Genomic DNA, 20,920 nt, shown 5'->3' on the forward strand with positions numbered 1-20,920 from the left:
GCTTCGAAAATCTTGTGGTAATTTTGAGTTTTATAACTTTTTTTTAGAATTATCTGTTACCCCAGATTTATTAAATTTATAAATTATGCATGCAAAAAATTAGATTAATAAAAAAAAATACAATTTTAATTAGATTGTTATATTTCTTTAAAAAATTATGACCGTAAAATTTTTTTTTATGCATAATTGTTTATGTTTGTTAATAAAATATTAAATTATTAGTTAGATTTAACTTTTTAATTTAGTAATCAACTCTCTAGAAACAAGCGAATAGAATTACCATATCTTCTAAGGGTATGTTTTCTATAGCTTTGTAAATAGGGAAGGTTGAAATAATAATACCACATTGTTAAGAATGAAATTAAGTTAAATGTTAAGTAAATTAAAATCATTTGTTAAAATTTATCCTGTAAATGAACTAAAGAAGTTTGCAGAGTATAAATTTATTAAAAACAAAATATGTAAGTTTTTATTTGCTAATGTTAATTATCCAAAACAAATTGACTTGAATAAAAAAAGTGATTCTACTGTAAGTCAGTATATTCATAATAAAAAGAGTCTTATAATCCTAACCAAATTATGAAAATCCAAACAACAACACATGTCGATATCCTCGATGATTCCATACTTTGGAATAATCTGAAGGCAGGGGATGAAAAGGCATTTTCATTACTCTTCGAAAAACATTATGCGCATTTGGTACGTTACGGAAACTCACTATCTTCTTTTGCCGAAAAAGTACAGGATTGTGTGCAAGATGTATTTACAGATGTTTGGGTTTATAGGGAATCATTAAATGATGAAGTTGTTGTAAAGGCATATTTGTTATCTAGTGTCCGTAAAAGAATTGCGCGACTTAATGAACGCGATCATATTTTTCGTAAAACTACTTCTACAGACTCGATTGAGTTTTTATTTGATTTTTCGGTAGAACATCAGCTTATTGCCGATGAAGAAACTTTGGGTAAAGTATCGCGACTCAATAAATTATTAAATGATTTGCCAGGCAGACAAAAAGAAGCTTTATATCTTAGATATAATCAAGGGCTTAGTGTTGAGCAAATTGCTGATATGCTTAATGTTAACTATCAATCTGCAAATAATTTATTACACCGTGCTTTATTGAATCTTCGTAAAGAATGGAAAGGTAATATTTCTATTTTAGTGCTATTATCCTCAAGTGTTTTTTGATTTTTTTTAATTAAATATAAAAAAAATCATAATTAGGTGAGTATATAAAATAAAAACTGTCCTCTATGTTTTTGTAACCCTTATTTTAAGATGCAAGAACGTAACAATTATACAGAAGTAGAAGATTTTTTGTCCGACGAATCATTCCGAACATGGGTTCGATCCGAAGAGGATTATGAGCACTGGGAAGAATGGGCTCTGGAGAATCCTAGACGTGCAAAGCTGGTAGAGCAAGCACGATTATGGTTATTGGCAATGAATGTTCCCGAAACTACTTTATCCTCAGCAGATATTCAATCTGCATTAGAATCCACTTTGGTAAAAATCACCAAAAAAGAAGCTACAATAAATAAAATAAATTCTCCTGTACAAAAACTGTGGAGAAATTATTGGCTTAGTGGAGCTGCAGCTGTTTTACTTTTCGGACTTTTATTAAATTGGTTTTATAAAGATGATTTTGTTTCCGAAAATTCTATTGTTACTTACAAAGAACTTATCCATGATAATGGAGAAGGACTTGTAGAGCAAACCAATAATTCGGATAAATCACAAATTATAACTTTATCAGATGGTAGTTCTGTTTTGTTAAAACCAAACAGTAAGTTAAGTTACCCTAAAATATTTGTAGGCAATGAAAGAAAGGTTTATCTATCTGGCGAAGGCTTTTTTGAAATTAGTAAGAATCCAAAAAAACCATTTTTTGTCTTCGCCAATGAGATAGTTACCCGGGTTGTAGGAACAAGCTTTAGAATTAAAGCATATTCGGATCAGCCAAATGTAGAAGTACTTGTTCGTACAGGAAAAGTAACAGTAAGATCTAATGAATTGATTTCAAACTTTGGCAAAAAAGAGGAAGAAGTTGTTTTATTGCCAAATCAAGCGTTACGATTTGTACGTCAGGAATTTACTTTTAATAAAATTACAGATATTACACAAGACGAGTCTTTGGCACATTCTGTAGGCAATATTGAACAACTAAGTTTTGAATTTACCGATATTCCAGTTGCTCAGATCTTTAAAACAATTGAGCAAGCTTATTTGGTAAAGATTGATTTTCCTCATTCGAAATTAAAAGATTGTCATCTAACGACTTCGTTAAGTGATCAACCATTACCCGAAAAACTTAAAATTATTTGTAAAAGCCTTGGCAATAATACAAGCTACGAAATGAACGGAAATCAAGTCATCATTACATCCAATGGATGTGAATAAAACCGAATTGCTTATGTGAAAAAAATATAAAAAAAAGCGCCGAAGATGCTGTAACATTCTCGACGCTTAGATAAAATCAAGTTGCTCTCTGTAAAGAGCAATTTGTGATGTTCCTCAATACCCAGTAAATAGTATTAATTAAACAAACCAAAATTATGAAAAAACCTGTTGTTAAACAACGATTACTCTTTCGAATCATGAAAATAACATTATTTCAGTTTGCCTTGGCATTTGTTTTTTCAAGTGTCACTATGGCAAATAGTGTGAAAGGACAAAGGAAATTGGATACGAAAGTGACTATTGACGTTGTTAATTTGAGTTTAGATAACGCATTATCAAAACTTGAAAAATCGGCAAAAGTTAAGTTTTCTTACAACTCAAGAATGACTCAATTGAATCAAAAAGTGAGTATAGAAGCCAATGATGAAACCTTATCAAGTATTCTTAACCGTGTACTTAAACCATTTAATATTACTTACTCAGAGGTAAGTAATCAAATTATCTTGCAAAAGGATAGCTCACAAGCAGCTAATTTTGAAGATATTGATTTACCAAGCTCCCTGTTTGAAAGTTTATTTATTCCTGTTGTAAAAGGAAAAGTAATCGATCAAAACGGTAGCCCTTTACCTGGTGCAACAGTACTTGCCAAAGGTAGCAAGATAGCAGTACTTACGGATTTTGATGGTAATTTTACAATCGATATGCCTAATAATACTACTAGACTTGTGGTTTCTTACGTAGGTATGGAAACGCAAGAAGTAAGTATCGAAAAATCTCCACTTACAATTATCTTAAATGAACAAGGACAAAGCTTAAAAGAAGTTGTTGTTACAACTGGTTACGAAAAAACGTCTAAAAGAACATTTACAGGAGCTATTAGTAAAATTTCGGGAGCCGAATTAAAAGTTGATGGTGTTGTAGATATTAGCAGAATGATCGAAGGAAAAGCTGCCGGTGTTACAGTTCAAAACGTAACTGGTACATTTGGTACAGCTCCTAAAATCACAGTGCGTGGATCATCATCAATTTTTGGAGATACAAAACCATTATGGGTAATTGATGGTGTTGTACAAGAGGATATTATCAATTTATCATTTGCAGATTTAGCTTCAGGTAACTCAGAAACTTTATTGAGTTCTTCTGTAGCTGGATTAAATGCCAATGATATTCAAAGTATTGAGGTTCTTAAAGATGCTTCGGCAACTTCTATCTATGGATCAAGATCTTTAAATGGAGTAGTAGTCGTTACTACTAAACAAGGACGTAGAGATACACCTCTTAAAATATCGTATTCGTTAGAACAATCAGTTAGAGCAGTTCCTAACTATAGTCAATATGATATTTTGAACTCTCAGGAGTCGATGAGTATTTATAAAGAAATGGAAGCCAAAGGCTATCTTGATTTGCCATCAACAGTAAATGGTAGATATGGTGGAGTTTATAATATTTTAGGTAGAGCGATCAATACTTACGTTCCGGAAACGGATAGTTATTTGGTGAAAAATGATCCTGTAAGCCGTAATGAATTTTTGAAAAAATATGAGTTAGCCAATACGAATTGGTTTAAAGTTGTGTTTAGACCATCTTTAACTCAAACTCACTCCTTAAGTTTTTCTGGTGGAGGAAAAAACAATACATTTTATGCATCGTTAGGCTATTATACCGATCCGGGATGGACAATTGCTGATAATGTAAAACAACTTTCATCAAACATAAAAGGGACTTTTTATGTAAATGATAATTTAAACATTACCTTATCTACTTTGGCTTCTGTGAGAGATCAGGGAGCTCCTGGTAGTTATGAAAGTCAAAAAGATGAAGTATTTGGAAAAGTAACAAGAGATTTTGACATCAATCCTTTTGCTTATGTTTTAAATACAAATAGAACATTAAGACCTTATGATGAAAAAGGAAACCTGGAATATTACAGAAATAACTGGGCTCCGATGAATATTATCAATGAGTTGGCAAATAATTATATGGATATTCAAGTTAAGGATATTCGTTTCCAATTGGATTTAGATTATAAAATAAACAAACATTTAACTTATAACCTTACAGGTTCTGCACGTTATGCTAATACAAGCAGAGAGCATAAAATATTAGAAGGTTCTAATGTTGTAGGTGCTTATAATGCAGGTGTAGGAAATGATGTAAATACAATTGTTCAAAAAGAGAATATCTATTTGTACCAAGATCCAAATGATCAAACGGCACCAAAAGTTTCGGTATTGCCAAATGGTGGATTCTTAAGAAAATTTTCTAATGATATGACTTCATATAACATTAGAAATAGTATTAACTACAGAAATACGTTGAATGACAAACATGAACTTGAAGGTTTGTTTGGAACCGAATTAAGATCTGTAGACAGAGGTAGTGATAATTTTACTGCAGCTGGGGTTCAATATAGCAGAGGTCTTACACCTTTTACTAATCCTAAGTTTCTTGAAAAAATCATTAATGATGGAGGTTCTTATTATGGATTGAATGAAGAAAGAGAAAGAACAATTGGTTTCTTTGGAAAAGTAGGTTATACCTATGATCGTCGTTATACTGCATCTTTAACAGGTCGTTATGATGGGTCGAACAGACAAGGTGATAGTAATTCTTCTAGATGGTTGCCTACTTATACTGTAAGTGGTAAATGGAATGTTGCCGAAGAGAAATTTATGAAAGATTCAAAATCTATAAATACTTTGGCTTTAAGAGCTTCTTACGGACTTACTGCAACTGCTGGACCAGCAACGAACTCTATGGCTATTTATAAAAGCTTTGTTACAAACCGTTTCAATGTTTCAGACAGAGAAGGAGCAATAAGAATTGACGATTTGCAAAATGGTGATTTAACATGGGAAAAACAATTTGAAACTAACATAGGTGTAGATCTTGGAATGTTTAACAATCGTGTGCAATTTACTACAGATATATATAGTCGTAAAGCATTTGATTTAGTAGATTATGTACTTACTTCAGGAGTAGGTGGACAAGATATTAAACAAGGAAATAATGCCGATATGGAGACAAAAGGTCTTGAGGTAGCTTTTACAACAAAAAATATCGTTACTAAAGATTTTAACTGGTCAACAACGCTTAATTTCTCTGTTTATAATCAAAAAATAACAAAATTGGCAAACCAGCCTTCAGCTTTTGATTTAATTGATTCTAATGGAGGAAATAGTATTGGTCGTCCAAGAAATTCAATCTATTCATACCAATTCACAGGTTTAAATAATCAAGGATTACCTACATTTCTTTTGCAAGATGGAGCCGATAATAATATTACCGGTGCCAACTTTCAAGACATAGATAATGTAACGAAGTATTTAAAATACGAAGGATCTATAGAGCCTAATAAATCAATAGGTCTTGCAAATACTTTTACATATAAAAACTGGTCGTTATATGTGTTCTTTGTAGGATCAGGAGGTAATAAAGTACGTTTAAACCCTATTTATGATAGTACTTATGATGATTTAACAGTATTTACAAAAGATTTTACTAATCGTTGGATAAATCCTGGTGATGAGAATATTACAAATATTCCAGTTATTGCCGATAAAAGATTAAATGAAAATAATGGTGGTGCACGTACACTTGCAAGAGCTTATAACACGTATAATTATTCGGATGTTCGTATAGCCGATGGAGATTTTGTAAGACTTAAAAACGTTTCAATAAGTTGGGAATTTCCTAAAGACTTTAAGAGAAAAATTGGTGTAAGTACATTTACTTTAAGAGGATCTGCAGTTAATCCTTGGTTAATTTATTCTGATAAGAGATTAAATGGTCAGGATCCTGAATTCCGTAATACTGGAGGTGTAGCGCTACCAGTTACGAGTCAATACACTTTTACTCTAAATCTTTCATTATAATATTTAAATTATGAAAAATATAAAAATAATCTTATCCCTATTAGTACTTACAAGTATTACTAGCTGTGATGAATTCCTTTCGGAAACACCAGATAATAGAACTAAAATAGATACTCCGGAAAAAATTTCTGAATTATTGGTTACTGCCTATCCAAATGCGACTTATATGGATATTGCAGAAACGATGTCGGATAATGTTTTTGACAGTGAGTTGTCTAGTGTAACCCAGAAGAATGAGCAAAATTACAATTGGGATATGCAAACCGAAACAGATATAGATACTCAAGCAAGATTCTGGAACGAATCTTATAAAGCAATCGCATCTGCAAATCAAGCTTTGGCAGCTATAAAAGAGTTGGGAGACACACCAGATCTTAATCCTAAAAAAGCAGAGGCTTTACTTACCAGAGCCTATTCACATTTTATGCTTGTTACATTTTGGGCGAATCGTTATAATCCAGCGACTGCAAAAACTGATTTAGGAATTCCGTATATAACAGAGCCGGAAACAGCTTTGATTAAACAATATACTAGAAACTCTGTTGAAGAAGTTTTTGATCTAATTCAAAAAGATATAGAAGAAGGTCTTAAATATGTAACGAATGATTATAAAGAACTTAAATTTCATTTTAATAAAGAAGCAGCAAAAGCTTTTGCATGTCGTTTTTATTTAGTTAAGGGAGATTGGAATAGAGTTCTTGAACTTTCAAAAGATCTAGGATCTGCACCAGCTGGTAAACTTAGAGATTATACCGTTTTTAATGCTTTTGCTTTTGCACAAATGCCTATTGAATATTCAAAAGAAGATAAAACAACCAATTTATTAGTAGCTTATCCTTACTCTATTTGGAGAAGAGCTTACTCTAATAGATTCTATCTTACTGGAAACAGACAAGATGAAATCTTAGGGAAAGACACTAATATCTTTGGTAAAACTTGGTTAACAAGGACTTCAGGAATTTATCTGGGAGGAATTAATGTTTTTGTTAATAAATTTTACGAATACTTTAAATATACCAATGTAACTGCCCAAATTGGAGAACCTTATACTGGTGTAGTACTTTTTAGTAATGATGAAATGTTTCTGAATCGTATCGAAGCGCATGTAATGAACAACCAAATAGATGTTGCTAATAGCGAGTTAGAATATTTCTTCTCAATAAGAACAACAGGATATGTTGCTGCAACCGATAAACTGACACAAGCAAGTATTGCTGCCAAATACCCGGTAATTGATAATGAATATACTCCATTTTATGCTTTGACTCCAATACAAGCGTCTTATATTAAGGCTATTGCCGAAGCCAGAAGAAGAGACTTTATACACGAAGGGATTAGATGGTTTGATATTAAACGTTTTAATATTGTAGTAGAGCATGATACCTATACTTCTGGTAAGGTAAGCAGAAAAAATATCTTGGTTAAAGATGATAAACGTAGAGCTTTACAAATACCACTTAGTGCATCAAATAACGGAATTGAAAAAAATCCTAGATAAATTTTAGTATTATGAAATTATTAAAGAAATATAAATTAGTAGTGTTGGGTGCTGTAGTATTAACCTTTACTGGTTGTGCTCACGAAGATCAACCCACAGAGAGCCAGTTAAATTTTGAGCAACCTGTAAGAACAGATTTGGATAACTGGATTATCACAAATTATACAAATCCATATAATATCGAAGTGCGATATATATGGAATCAAAATACAGTAGATAATACCAGATATTTATTTCCTCCCACTGTCGAGAAAGTAAAACCAGCGCTTGAAATAGTTAAGAAAATATGGCTTGATAGTTATTCAACTATTGGTGGAGCTGATTTTGTTAAGAAAATTGCGCCAAGAGAATTTGTTTTAGTAGGTGGTGTAAATTTGAACTCAACAGGTACAATCACATTAGGATTGGCAGAAGGCGGACAAAGGATATCTCTTTTTCAAGTAGATTATATAGATAAGAAAAGCCGTGCAGATGTTAGTGAATTCATTCATACAATTCAACATGAATATGTTCACATTTTAAATCAAACTAAACCTTTTGATGAGCAGGCTTGGGCCAAAGTAACTCCATCTGGATACACATCAAGTTGGTATGTAGAATCAGTATCGACTTCAAGAGAATTAGGTTTTATAACAAGTTACGCAAGATTAAATATATTTGAAGATTTTGCAGAAACTGCTTCAATGATTTTACTTAGCTCCAAAGCAGAATATGCAGCTATTCTTGCCGGGATAACAAGTGCTACAGGAAAGGCTGCTATCCAGAAAAAAGAAGCTATTGTAGTTCAGTATTATAGAGATGCATTTAATGTAGATTTTTATGCTTTAAGAGATGAAGCACAAAAAAATACTGATGCTGTAATAAATAATTAATAGCGTTTAATAATACAGATACATAATTATAAAAAAACATATTATGAAAGTAAAAAATATATTTAGTTATCTAATTGTAGCAATTTTTGCGCTACAATTAGTTGCTTGTACTAATAATACTGATGCTGAACAAAAATTTGATCAGACACCAACAGAGAGAACAAACGCTCGAAAAAAGGAGCTGAATGACTTATTGTTATCCTCAGAGCATGGATGGAAAGCAGTTTATTTTACAGATAGCACGCAATTAGGAGGTTTTACACATCTATTTAAATTTTTACCTAATGGGAAAGTAGATATGGCTTCAGATTTTGATACCGATACAGATGTCTACAACAGTCAGTACGAGATTCAGTTAGGAAGTACTGTAAGTGTAGTTTTTACAACTGCCAATAGAATACATCTATTATCAGACTCTAATGATTATCCTACAGCTGCTCTTCGTGGTAAAGGATTCCTTGGTGATTTTCAGTTTTTATATTACGGACAAGATAAAGGAGATATTGTTTTTAGAACTAATAGAACCGTTCAGGAATTGCGATTTGTAAAAGCTACGGCGCAAGATTGGATAGATTTACCAAAGAACGCTACTACTCTTGATAATATTAATGGAGATATGACAAGTCCATTATTTAGATTATTAGTTACCAATGACGGGACTGCGACGCATAATTTTGATTTTGATTTTAATTCATATGCTCGTTTTGGAGAAGCAACTTCTTTGGATCCTACGTACTCAGAAAGCTACCTTTTTGGATTTGCTTATACACCAACATCAGCAGTAGCCAAACCAGCAGTAGTAGTTAAAGGACAAAAATTGACAAATTTTGTATATGATAGTCCAACTAATACTTTTGTAGCTACAGGGACTGGTGGTGTAAGTGCAACCATAAAATATACAAATGCTCCTCCTGTATTAACAAATGATTATAAATCTTTACTAGCGGGTGTAGGTAACCCTCCAACTGTTTTTGGTTACATCTCGGCAAACTTGTATACAGCTCCATCAAACTCTGATTATTGCAAATACTTATTAGATAGAGCAAATGCTACATTGCCTGCAGCCCAAAAAATTAGTAGAGTTCAATTATATTTTAATACTGCTGCCAATCAGAATTATATTCAATACCAATTTAATGGTGGTAAAGCGTCTATAACTCACTTAGTAACAACAAGTGAAGATGCTGTAAATAAAACTATCATCCTAAAAGATGCTGGTTGGACAGTGGTGGCCAGTGCATATGCTTTCCTAAAAGAATTGGATGCCGAATTAGTTAATCCTAAAGGATTATATGTTAAAAAAGAAACTTTTAGAATTACTTATTCTAACACAATTTACACTTTTACAAGTGCTAGTAGTCCTTTTAGAATTACCAGCTATGCTTTATAAATAAGAAAAGTTTTGACAGGTTAATTTTAATTAGCCTGTCTTTTTTACTAAGTTTTAATAGATGGTTTTAAAACTTTAACGTTCGAGCTATGAAAAAAATATTCGTTTTTATAATTATACTTTTATTTTTTTTAATGGCTTTTGCCCAAAGTATCCTTGTAATTCTGGTTGATTAATAATATGCCAGTTTTAATATTGATAATTAGTTTGCCCCTCTTAAAAAGGTTGTCTTTATAGATGACCTTTTTATTAATCTAGATTGCCACAGTTTATGTTCTATAAAAATGGTAATATAAATGACCATCAAATAGATAATGGGTGTTTTTAGAATGAGTAGAAGAATTTTTAAAATTTAAAGACATGATAAAAAAGTATGTTACAACAATAAATATAGTTTACTTTTTATGGGGATTAGTACTTCTGGCGATATCCGATTTATATCCGGAGTTTGTTAGGTATTATTTATATCTATCGATTATATCAATCATTCCAATGATGATTATGATTACTATAAAAATGAGAAGAGAAGATAAACTTAATGGTACTACAACATTTCGTTCAGCAATTTACAGAATGCTAGTTATGGCATTAATGCTTGGAATATTTTATTTTATAACCAAACAAGGTCTTGTTTAGGGGCTATTAATCATTGTTTTAGTTGTTTTTTGATTTATTCCAATTGCAATAAAAAGTAGTTTTAATTTTTATTTTGAAGGAAGGGCAGCTCAATTTTGAGCTGTCTTTTTATCTTAAATAGTAAATCGTACTTAAATTATGGAAAAAAATAATGAACCTAGTAAACAAACCAAAGATAAATGGCACAAAGATCCCTCAAACTGGATATGGGGTGTTTTTTATTTTAATAAAGAAGACCAAAGACTATTTCCTCCCAAGAGAATAAAAGAATTGGGATGGACAATTAATTTTGCCAATCCAAACGCAATATTCATTGTGTTAATCTTGATAGCCATCGCTCTTGTCTTGAAGAAATATATTTAAGAATCCATTTTTAAAATCTTTACTCATTAGAGAAATGGGAAATAGTAGTAATTAAAAAATGATATAGTATGAAAAATTCTGGATTTTTTCTCTCAATTCTAATTATAATAATTGGTTTGGGATATCAGTATAATAAACGAAGAAAGCAATAAGTTTAATCGTTAAGATAATTAACTGTCAAAGAAAGTTGTAAAAAGTAGTAAGCAAAAGTTTACTGCTTTTTTGTTTTTAGATAGGTTATAGTAAGAAATGATATTAGCTCTTAGGCTAACATATTTGTATATTTGATAAACTAGATTTATAGTAAGTTGTTTAAGAATTGATTTATATATTCTAATGAAACCTACCTTTGATAAAGAAGATTTAGATACAATCGAAAAAATATTAGGTATTCCTTTTATAACAGATTATTATGTAAAGGGGGAAGTTTGTTTTGCAAATGATGATGAAATTCGTGGAGAGTTTAGAGAAAGTTTTGATAGGTTTCATGTTTTAAGTTACATCAATGCAATTATTGATCAATCTATAAATGAAGAAAGTAATAAGCCATCAAAAACTAATTTTATTAAAATTCCCTATCCCAAAGATTCAGCTTATTTTTGGAAGTTAGTTGCCATTGGCGAAAAGCTTGAAAAAAACTATTTAATAGAAAATACTAAGACCAAAAATCAGATTGAGATAAAATGGTATAATCTGAAGAAATAAAAAACTAATGGAAGAAAAGCAAATAGCTTACAAAGGGTGCACCGTTCAGGAATGTGATACAGACTATATTAATCTAAATGGTAGTTCACCGATGTATAGTATTTTTCTTTTGGAGGGAAGCGGTAAAGTAAGTGTAGATCTGGTAGAATATATTTTTGAGGGGAAAATTATATTATTTACAACTCCTTATCAAATCATTCATTTTGATATAAAAAGTCCGCTTAAAACTAGAAGATTGCAATTTCATGGAGATTTTTATTGCATAGAATATCATAAAAAAGAAGTTGCTTGTAACGGGCTTTTATTCAATAATATTTACCAACAGCCTTATGTAAATCTTGAAGATGAAGATTATATTGAGTTGAATTATATTTTAGATAAGTTAATTCCCGAACTTAAAAATATTACTAGTTATTCTACCGCAGTAGTGCGAGCGTATTTGCAATTGATATTGGCATTATGCAGCAAAATAAAATCAGAAGATAATGTTGTTCTTGAAGAAAAGAACCTACATCATCCCTTGATGAAGTTTAAAGAATTATTGGAGAGTAATTTTCGAAAAGAAAGACAACCAGCTTTTTATGCTGAGCAAATGGGACTTTCTCCTAATAATTTTTCGAAGATATGTAAGCAATATTTTTTAAAAACTCCATCTACATTAATTCACGAAAGAGTTATACTCGAGGCAAAAAAGTTAATACATCTTAGTTACAAGAGCATGAAAGAAATTGCTGCTGAGCTAAATTTTGATGATGAAAATTATTTTAGCCGTTACTTTAAAAAACATACCGGGATTACACCAACAGCTTTTCGTGAGAACGTTGGGATATCTATCGTAGCAGATTTGTCTAGGTAATATCCATATTCGTCCATTGTGAGCAGAACATAGGAGTATTAATTTTGGGTATTAAAATATAAATATCTTAAATAGTAAAAATATGAATCTATTATCAACCTTAGCAAAATCACAAAGTCAGTTTTTTAATTTAATGCGAATAGCTATTTTCATTGTAATGGTATGGATTGGTGGACTTAAAGTTTTTCAATATGAAGCAGATGGAATTGTACCTTTTGTTGCCAATAGTCCTTTAATGAGTTTCTTTTATAACAATCCAAGTGAATATAAAGACCATAAAAATAAAGAAGGAGAAGTAGTCGAAGAAAATATTAAATGGAATATCCAGAATGGAACCTATATATTTTCTTATGTATTGGGTGGAGTAATTATAATCATCGGATTATTAACCTTATTTGGTGTTTTTAATGCTCGTGTAGGGCTTATTGGCGGTCTTCTTACCGCTGGTATGGCACTGGTAACTCTTACTTTTTTAATAACTACTCCCGAAACGTGGGTGCCCGATTTAGGTAGTGCCACTCACGGATTTCCTTATTTATCCGGGGCAGGAAGACTTGTTATTAAAGATGTTATAATGATGGCAGGTGGGTTGTTATGTGCATCCGATTGTGCCAAGAGAATATTATCCCAACGTAATTAATACATTATCTCCTGTAATGTTATTCTAGAATTAGCAGGGTGATTACAATTTATAATTTCAAATAGAAAGACTATCTCTCTTGAGATGGTCTTTTTTTGTTATAGATATATAGCATTTATTATTGCCAATTTTTGATAGAAATGGAGGTGGAATTGCTTATATATTAAGGATGTGTATTATTTGTATTATAATTTATGCTTTTTTGTAGGATGTTTTTTCTTTATTCAGTTACTTTGTTATTTATATCCAATCTTAATAGTTATTTAAAAAGGGCTAAATAATTTATAAATTGATAAAGAATATAAAAAAGTGGATGAGAGTCTTAATGAATACTTAGCGTATACAAAAGAGAAAAACTGTTCGGCCACAATGCAAAGCTTTTGTAAAAGTGTTTGTTGTAAAGATTGCATCTTTTCCAAAGAATATGCATTCAGTCCCGAATATGGTGTTGGTAGTTATAAAGAATGTTTTTTGGATGGGCTATATATTAGTCTCGTAAATGTTTCTTTAACTCAGGAATTAAATGTTGTGCATCGAGATGTTCCCTATGCACTGGCGTTATCATTTTTAATTGATGGTGTAAAAATTATAAAATCGGTTGATAGTATCGAAGATGTTATGTATGAGGCACAGGAAAGTTATCTTGTTTACCTCAATCAGATGAAAGAAACCTTTTGCTGTATTAAGAATAAGCATTACAAAGAAATAAGAATTCTTATGGATGCCGATTTCTTAAAAAGACATCATTTAAATAATGAAGATGTTTTTTGCGATAAAAAAGCATCAACAGTATTAAATGATTTTATATTACCTATTTGTTGTAAAAGCCAAGATGCATTAACCGAGTTAATGTCATTAAAACTTTCGGGTAAATCGAAAGAGCTATTTCTTGTTGGTAAAGTTTTAGAATTATTGGCATTGTATCTGGATAAATCTAAGAAAGAAAATAGGGAACAGGTATATAATGATGAGCTGTCAAAAAAATTGGAAAAGGTCAAGAATATTATTTCCTCAGATCTAACGGCACAATTTACAACAACTCAATTATCGAGAATAGTAGGTCTAAACAATCAGGTTTTAAAAAAGCAATTCGAGAAAACTTTCAGGCAATCTATTCATCAATTTTTTCTACAAATAAGGATGGAAAAAACAGTAGATTTATTATTGCATAGTACCAAACCTATAAATGAAATATCGGATATAGTAGGGTATAAGAACTCGACACATTTTATTGCTGCATTTAAGAAGAAAATGAAAAAAACACCAAAAAAATTTAGAGAAATTAATTCTGGATTCAATACCTAAATTAATAAACAACCTCCTTAAAATGATTAAGGAGGTTGTTTTAATTGTGAAATTTTAAGGTAATAAAAACGATTATTATAAGTCGTTTACAATCACTTCATCTTTATAAACTGCAATAGGGTTTTTAAGGGTTCCTACAAACTGAAGGCTTTCTATTGGGTCGGCTAAGTTTAGCATTTGTTTATTATTGCAAAGTTGTAATCGATTTAAGCAACAGCGTTTAAACTCGGGAGCAAAGAGATCGTATTGTTCAAACTTATCTTTTAGTTGAGGATGCTCATATTGATATTCAATAACACAAATCGCAACTTGTTCCCAAAAATCAGTTTCGGAAAATTCATTGGAATATTCTTCAAATATACTTCCCATGAATCGGAAAAAGCAATCGAAAACATCCGTTAAAATAGATAGGATTTTATCTTCATTTGCAATTGGAGTAAACAATCTTTTGGCTTTTTCGGGAAGTTCCAAATCAGGATTAAATACCAAAACTTCCTCGGTAATATCCTTCATTATAGCTTTTACAGGAATATTGTTTTCCAGAATCATGATTATGTTTTCGCCATGAGGCATAAAAACAATTTCATATTTATAAAAGCAATGAAGTAGAGGAGACAGATAACTTTTTAGGTATTTTTGAACCCAAACCGAAGGTGTTAATCCCGATGATTTTATGAGTTCTGGTAAGAAAGCATTTCCGTTTTTATCGATATGTAAAAACGCCGCCATAGTCATTAATTTTTGTCCTTTGGCAAGCATAGGAACTGGACTTTCTCTCCATAAAGCCGATAACATTTTATTATGCGCTTTTGTTCTGCCCAATTGTTCATAATATAAATTGCGATATCCTACCGTTGCAACTTCTCCAAGCATGGTAAAACCACATTGTTGCAAGTAAGAATCTTTTTCGAATAAAGAAGTTAGCCACTCGGTTATTGGTGGTGTACTATCCATATAATAAGGTGATAAACCACGTACAAATCCCATATTTAAAATAGACAAAGCCATTTTTGTATAAAACTTATGGGGATTACTTGAATTGAATAATGTTCTTATTGATTGTTGTGCCAGAAAATTATCCGAACCATATCCTAAACATACTAGTTTTCGCTGTGCAATATCTGGTGTAAAAATCGTAACCAACTTATTAAACCATTGCCACGGATGTACTGGAATGAAAAAATAATCATCAGGATTTAAATCTAGTTTAGTCAATACAGCATTAAATTCGGCAATAGTATCTTTACCCAGTTCTTGTAAAATAAGATCTTCATATTGAATCTCTTTTGTACCATTATAAGCAGTTCTGTCTTTATGCCCGGCAAGCCATACGATTGAAAAAGAATGAGCAGCTTCGGGAGTATAAAAATTATAATCGACAGCATTAAAACCGATACGACCATTATTGGCAACAAAACAAGGGTGTCCTTCGGTCATAGAATGCTCTATTTCCTGAAAACTTGCTGTTGTTAATCCCGCTGCCGAATGTTTTTCGTGAGTTTGTTTGTAGGCACTTCCATAAAGTGTACTGGTAATTTCTTCCAGATAAGTTGGTAACATTTCTTCAGGAATGCCTAATTGAGTTTTAAATTCTAAAATAAAATGGAGTGCATCTAGTGTAATTTCATTTTCATTGATGGTTTTTTTAATAGAATTTTCATCAATATGCCAATGATCTAATTTTAGTTTTTTTGCACGAAAAGTATAGGTTACAGTTAGAGCATCAGAAACTATAGAATAATGTCCCCAATTTTCTTCCTGAAATAAGAATGTTGGGACAATAAGTAATTCATGAGTAAACTCGCTTATTGATTTCCTAATGAGTAGTCTATTAACGGTATCCCATAATTTGGGTTCCAAATGAGAAATAGTCTGTGCCGGATTTTGTGTTATAGATAAACTATTCATCTTGATTGTTTTTTTGTTCTTTAGCTAAAGCTTCCTGATATTGATCCTTAGTACAAAATGCCAAATGGGCTGTTTTATGAGGCAGCTCTATTACTTTATGATATACAAATCCTGCTCTTTTATTTAGCGTGTGAATCTTTTCATTTCTTGTATCAGGTTCCACAACGATTCGGTTTACACTATCATTTGTGAAAATAAAATCCATTATAGTCGAAAATACATTCCATGTAAAATTTGGAATTTGATGTTCGGGCGGGCCAACAAGAATATGCATTCCAAAATCATTTTCATGTGCATCGTAGTAATTTGCTATTAAATCATTGGATGCCAGATAACGTTCCATTAAGAAAATTGGCTTATCATTCAGGATTCCGATGTATGCATCATGAGAAGGCATTTCGGCTATTTCCTGATAAGCAGCTTTTACTTCATCTATAGAGAATTTTTCCATGCCCCAATAAGTTGCATAAGGCTTGGTAACCCATTGATGTAAAAAGTCAATATCTGTATCTAGATTTAATTGTCTTAAATGAATGTCTCCCAGACTAGGAATATGTTTTGTAAAATCCATACCGATATGTTGGTTGTGGTTTGGATCTACTAATAGGGTTAGATTTTTCATTTTGGATATCAATTAGTTGTAATTTCTAAATCAGATTTAATTTTCTTAAATGCAGCGATAGGATTCTTTAGTTTACCGGCAAATTGCAATAGAGCAACAGGATCATCTAAATCTATCATTTGCTTGTTATTGTTTAATTGTAAACGATTTAAACAAGACAATTTAAATTCGGATTCAAAGAGATCATATTTATTGAATTTTTCTTCAAATTCGGGATATCTTATTTGATATTCATGAATGTTTTCGGCAACTTGTTTCCAAAAACGATTTTCGGAATAATCGGCGTGTTCCTCTAATATGTGAAACATAAATCTGAAAAAACCATCAAAAATATCTGTGAAAACCGAAAGTAGTTTTACATCATCCGGCACAGGAGCAAACATACGTTTTAGATTCTCCGGCAAGATTATTTCGGGATTTAGGATTGCAGCTTCTTCGGTAATATCTTTAAGTAAAACCTTTACAGGAATATTGTTTTCGATTACCATAATTAAGTTTTCGCCATGAGGCATAAATACCAAATCATATTTGTAAAAACAATGCAAAATTGGGCTTAAATAAGCTTTTAAATAACGTTGTAACCACAAATCTATGGATACACCTGAAGCTTTGATTAATTCGGGAAGCAATGCATTTCCTTCATGATCAATGTGCAAAAATGCCGCCATGGTCATTAATCTTTGTTCAGATGTTATTTTGTTCATTGGGCTTTCTCTCCAAAGTGAAGCTAGCATTTTATTATAATCATTATGGTTTCCAAAAGCTTCAAAATAAGGGTTTACATAACTTACCGAAGCAATTTCTCCAAGCATAGTAAATCCTGTTTCCTGTATAAAAGGGTCTTCAGAAAGTAGGTAATCCAACCATATTGCCATCTCTGGGGCTGTACCCAAATAATATAAAGGCAAACCACGCATAAAGCCCATATTTAATATTGACAAAGCAGTTTTGGTATAAAATTTTTGAGGATTAGTAGTATTATATAAAGTACGTATGGATTGTTGTGCAAAGTATTGATCAGGTCCATATCCTAAACAAATTAATTTTTTATTTGCGATCTCTGGAGAAAATACATTTGCCAGTTTGTTATACCATTGCCATGGATGTATCGGAATAAAAAAGTAAGATTCCGGATCTTCTCCGTTTTCTTCGATTATTTTATTGAACGCATTTATAGTTTCTTCGTCTAATTCCTGATTTATTAATTTCTCATAAGGTAATGCTTCCGAACCGGCATAAACGGCTCTATCTTTATGTCCGGCAAGCCATAATAAATGGAAAGGATTACCAGCCTCTGGGGCGTAAGATTGATAATCATTGGCATCAAAACCAATACGACCATTATTGGCCACAAATCCGGGATGACCCTCCATCATTGCAGTTTCAATAGTTTGGAAATCGGCAACAGCAAGAAGTTTGGAAGTTGGATTTTTATGCAAATGCTTATAAGCACTTCCATAAAGAGTACTTGTAATTTCTTCGATATATACAGGCAGCAACTTTTTGTCGATGCCTAAGCATTCCTGAATTTCTAATATAAAATAAACAGCATCTACAGGAACAATTACCCCTTTGTCATATTTTTTTATAGATAAAGTATCAATGTACAAATGATTTAATTCCAGTAGTTTTGCTCTAAAATTATACGTTATGTTTGTAGAATCTGTTTGTAAAACATAATGCCCCCAACCGTCTTTTTTTTCTATTAATTGTGGGACGATTAATAATTCATGAGAGAATTCGCAAATTGCTTTTTTAACAAGCAAAGTGTTTACCGTTTTCCATGTTTCTGGCTGTAAATGGGATATTGCTTGTTGTGGTGAAATGATTTGGTTGGATAAATTCATTGTCTGAATTGTATTATTAGTAGGTTTTATTTTTTGAAAATCTATTTTGGATAAAAAAGCCAATTGAGCTGTCTTGTGAGGTAAGACTACCTTTTTGTCAAGTTTAAATCCAACTCTCTCACAGAGCGTAAACATTTTTTGGTTTCTAATATCTGGCTCTACAAGAATGCGATCTATTTTATCATCAGAAAAAATAAATTCCATTATGGCATAAAAAATATGCCAGGTAAAATTATGTATGGATTTACTTGTAGGAGCTACAATGATATGTATACCGCAATCTTCTTTTTTAGGATCGTAAAATTGGCCAATGATATCTTCTTTAGGATTATAACGTTCCAATAAAAAGGCTGGAATGCCATTAAATAGCCCAACGAAAACATCATAATGGTCTGGTTTTGTTAATCTCTCATATTCTTTTTTAACAGCTGCCAAGGTTGTATTTTGCATTCCCCAAAAAGCGGCATAATCTTGATTGAACCAGTTATGAAGCAACGGAATATCGTTTTCTAAATCTAAATGTCGAAAATCGATATTCCCGAAATCAGAATAGGTTTTGGAGTATTCAAATGCACTGGAATCATGTTCTTTTTGAACGTATTTCATGTTTATCAGAATTATTGATTTAATTTTTGATTATTGTGCTATAGCAGATTCCTGAATTTGAATTTCTTCTTCTGCAAGTACATTAAACTGCTGGAAAGCAATTCGGGATTCTATAGGGTAATAATCTTTTCCTGTAAGTCCTTTTATTATAAATGAGTTGCGATAACAGGCCATTCCTAAATCCGGAGTTACAAATCCGTGGGTATGTAATTCGGCATTTTGAACAAATATTTCAGAATCATTAACGTCAATACTATAGTTGCGATTAACATCAAATCTGTTTTTTGTATCCCATTTAATTCTGGAAGTAATACCATTTACAAAATCAGGCATTTTATAATTATATCCGGTTGCGAGTACAACAGCTTCGGTAGAATGCTTATAATATTTGTCTTGTTCTACTTGATGAACTTCTAATTCAAAAGTGTTTTTTACAGCATTATGTACTATTTTCTTTAATTCAGAATTAGTTCTCAGGCTCACATCAATTTTAGTCATAAGACTTTTGGTGTAAAGTGTATCATAAATGGTATTGATAAGATCACTATTGATTCCTTTATACAAATTCTTTTGTTCCTTGTTCATCTGATCTCTTTTTTGAGAAGGTAAGCTGAAGAAATAATCAACATAATCCGGAGAAGTCATTTCCAGAGTTAATTTGGTATACTCCAAAGGAAAGAATCTTGCAGAGCGCGTTATCCAGTTTAACTGATAACCTTTGGAATCTATTTCCTGTAACAAATCATTATATATTTCGGCTGCACTTTGCCCACTGCCCAATACTGTGATTGATTTTTTGGTTTGTAATTCTTCCTTTTGATCCAAATATTGAGACGAATGAATTATTTTATCTTTTAAATCTTTACAACAAGCAGGAATAAATGGGGAAGTTCCTGTACCAAATATCAATTTTTTAGATTTATATATTTTGGTGTTATTGGTTTGAGTACATGAAGTTGTTACGATATAACATTGTTCCTCGTCACTATAAAATATTTGATCTACAGAAGTATTGAATTCAATATTTTTTAGTTTTTCGATAGCCCATTTGCAATAAAGATTATATTCATTTCTTAGCAAAAGAAAATTTTCTTTGATATAAAAAGAATAGATACGACCTTGTTCTTTTATGTAGTTTAAAAAGCTAAATGAACTTGTAGGATCTGCTAATGTTACCAAATCTGCAAGAAACGGAATCTGTAATGTTGTATCCTGCAAGAGCATACCGGCATGCCAATTAAAATTTTCTTTTTTGTCTAAAAAAACTCCATCTAATTCTTTAATAGGGTCTAGTAAACAAGCTAATCCTAAATTAAAAGGTCCAACACCTATTCCTATATAATCGTATATTTTATTATCCATTTTATTGTACTTTGTTTTAATTTTATTCTTTG

The 20,920-nt window shown here is 31.5% G+C and carries 16 protein-coding genes; 12 read left to right on the plus strand and 4 right to left on the minus strand.

Annotated features, from left to right (window positions below):
* Positions 1-579 precede the first annotated feature (579 nt).
* The 12 genes from OIU83_RS13165 to OIU83_RS13220 all read left to right on the plus strand — a co-directional run bounded on the left by OIU83_RS13165 (position 580) and on the right by OIU83_RS13220 (position 14,543).
* Complete coding sequence (locus OIU83_RS13165; protein ID WP_264206724.1) at positions 580-1,191, plus strand: RNA polymerase sigma factor; 612 nt, start codon at positions 580-582, stop codon at positions 1,189-1,191.
* 90 nt (positions 1,192-1,281) lie between these two features.
* Positions 1,282-2,403: a FecR family protein gene (locus OIU83_RS13170; protein WP_264206725.1), complete on the plus strand. Its 1,122-nt coding sequence runs from the start codon at positions 1,282-1,284 to the stop codon at positions 2,401-2,403.
* Between the two features lie 155 nt (positions 2,404-2,558).
* On the plus strand, positions 2,559-6,278 hold the full coding sequence (locus tag OIU83_RS13175) for a SusC/RagA family TonB-linked outer membrane protein (RefSeq protein ID WP_264206726.1): 3,720 nt from the start codon (positions 2,559-2,561) through the stop codon (positions 6,276-6,278).
* 10 nt (positions 6,279-6,288) lie between these two features.
* Positions 6,289-7,776: a RagB/SusD family nutrient uptake outer membrane protein gene (locus tag OIU83_RS13180; RefSeq protein ID WP_264206727.1), complete on the plus strand. Its 1,488-nt coding sequence runs from the start codon at positions 6,289-6,291 to the stop codon at positions 7,774-7,776.
* An 11-nt stretch (positions 7,777-7,787) separates the two neighbouring features.
* Positions 7,788-8,648: a zinc-binding metallopeptidase gene (locus OIU83_RS13185; RefSeq protein WP_264206728.1), complete on the plus strand. Its 861-nt coding sequence runs from the start codon at positions 7,788-7,790 to the stop codon at positions 8,646-8,648.
* 43 nt (positions 8,649-8,691) lie between these two features.
* Positions 8,692-10,038 (plus strand): DUF4302 domain-containing protein, encoded by a 1,347-nt coding sequence (locus tag OIU83_RS13190; RefSeq protein WP_264206729.1) that lies wholly within the window; start codon positions 8,692-8,694, stop codon positions 10,036-10,038.
* Positions 10,039-10,398: 360 nt separating this feature from the next.
* The gene (locus tag OIU83_RS13195; protein ID WP_264206730.1) at positions 10,399-10,674 is read left to right on the plus strand and encodes a hypothetical protein; all 276 of its coding nucleotides are present in this window, start codon (positions 10,399-10,401) and stop codon (positions 10,672-10,674) included.
* A 138-nt stretch (positions 10,675-10,812) separates the two neighbouring features.
* On the plus strand, positions 10,813-11,037 hold the full coding sequence (locus tag OIU83_RS13200) for a DUF5808 domain-containing protein (RefSeq protein WP_264206731.1): 225 nt from the start codon (positions 10,813-10,815) through the stop codon (positions 11,035-11,037).
* Positions 11,038-11,373: 336 nt separating this feature from the next.
* Positions 11,374-11,742, plus strand: a complete 369-nt coding sequence (locus OIU83_RS13205) for a hypothetical protein (protein WP_264206732.1) — start codon at positions 11,374-11,376, stop codon at positions 11,740-11,742.
* Between the two features lie 7 nt (positions 11,743-11,749).
* Positions 11,750-12,598, plus strand: a complete 849-nt coding sequence (locus OIU83_RS13210; protein ID WP_264206733.1) for an AraC family transcriptional regulator — start codon at positions 11,750-11,752, stop codon at positions 12,596-12,598.
* A gap of 82 nt (positions 12,599-12,680) precedes the next feature.
* The gene (rclC, locus tag OIU83_RS13215; protein WP_264206734.1) at positions 12,681-13,238 is read left to right on the plus strand and encodes a reactive chlorine resistance membrane protein RclC; all 558 of its coding nucleotides are present in this window, start codon (positions 12,681-12,683) and stop codon (positions 13,236-13,238) included.
* A 309-nt stretch (positions 13,239-13,547) separates the two neighbouring features.
* Positions 13,548-14,543: a helix-turn-helix domain-containing protein gene (locus tag OIU83_RS13220; RefSeq protein WP_264206735.1), complete on the plus strand. Its 996-nt coding sequence runs from the start codon at positions 13,548-13,550 to the stop codon at positions 14,541-14,543.
* Between the two features lie 75 nt (positions 14,544-14,618).
* On the opposite strand, the gene OIU83_RS13225 is transcribed toward OIU83_RS13220, so the two are convergent.
* The 4 genes from OIU83_RS13225 to OIU83_RS13240 are packed head-to-tail and all read right to left on the minus strand — an operon-like array spanning position 14,619 to position 20,888.
* Positions 14,619-16,451 (minus strand): IucA/IucC family protein, encoded by a 1,833-nt coding sequence (locus OIU83_RS13225; RefSeq protein WP_264206736.1) that lies wholly within the window; start codon positions 16,449-16,451, stop codon positions 14,619-14,621.
* The gene (locus OIU83_RS13230; RefSeq protein WP_264206737.1) at positions 16,444-17,073 is read right to left on the minus strand and encodes a GNAT family N-acetyltransferase; all 630 of its coding nucleotides are present in this window, start codon (positions 17,071-17,073) and stop codon (positions 16,444-16,446) included. Before OIU83_RS13230 ends, OIU83_RS13225 begins: the two co-directional genes overlap by 8 nt.
* Positions 17,074-17,081: 8 nt before the next feature.
* Complete coding sequence (locus tag OIU83_RS13235) at positions 17,082-19,526, minus strand: GNAT family N-acetyltransferase (protein ID WP_264206738.1); 2,445 nt, start codon at positions 19,524-19,526, stop codon at positions 17,082-17,084.
* 30 nt (positions 19,527-19,556) lie between these two features.
* A complete protein-coding gene (locus OIU83_RS13240; RefSeq protein WP_264206739.1) occupies positions 19,557-20,888 on the minus strand; it encodes a lysine N(6)-hydroxylase/L-ornithine N(5)-oxygenase family protein in 1,332 nt (443 codons plus the stop codon).
* Between the last annotated feature and the right edge of the window lie 32 nt (positions 20,889-20,920).

This window comes from Flavobacterium shii (assembly GCF_025847235.1).
GTDB lineage: Bacteria > Bacteroidota > Bacteroidia > Flavobacteriales > Flavobacteriaceae > Flavobacterium > Flavobacterium shii.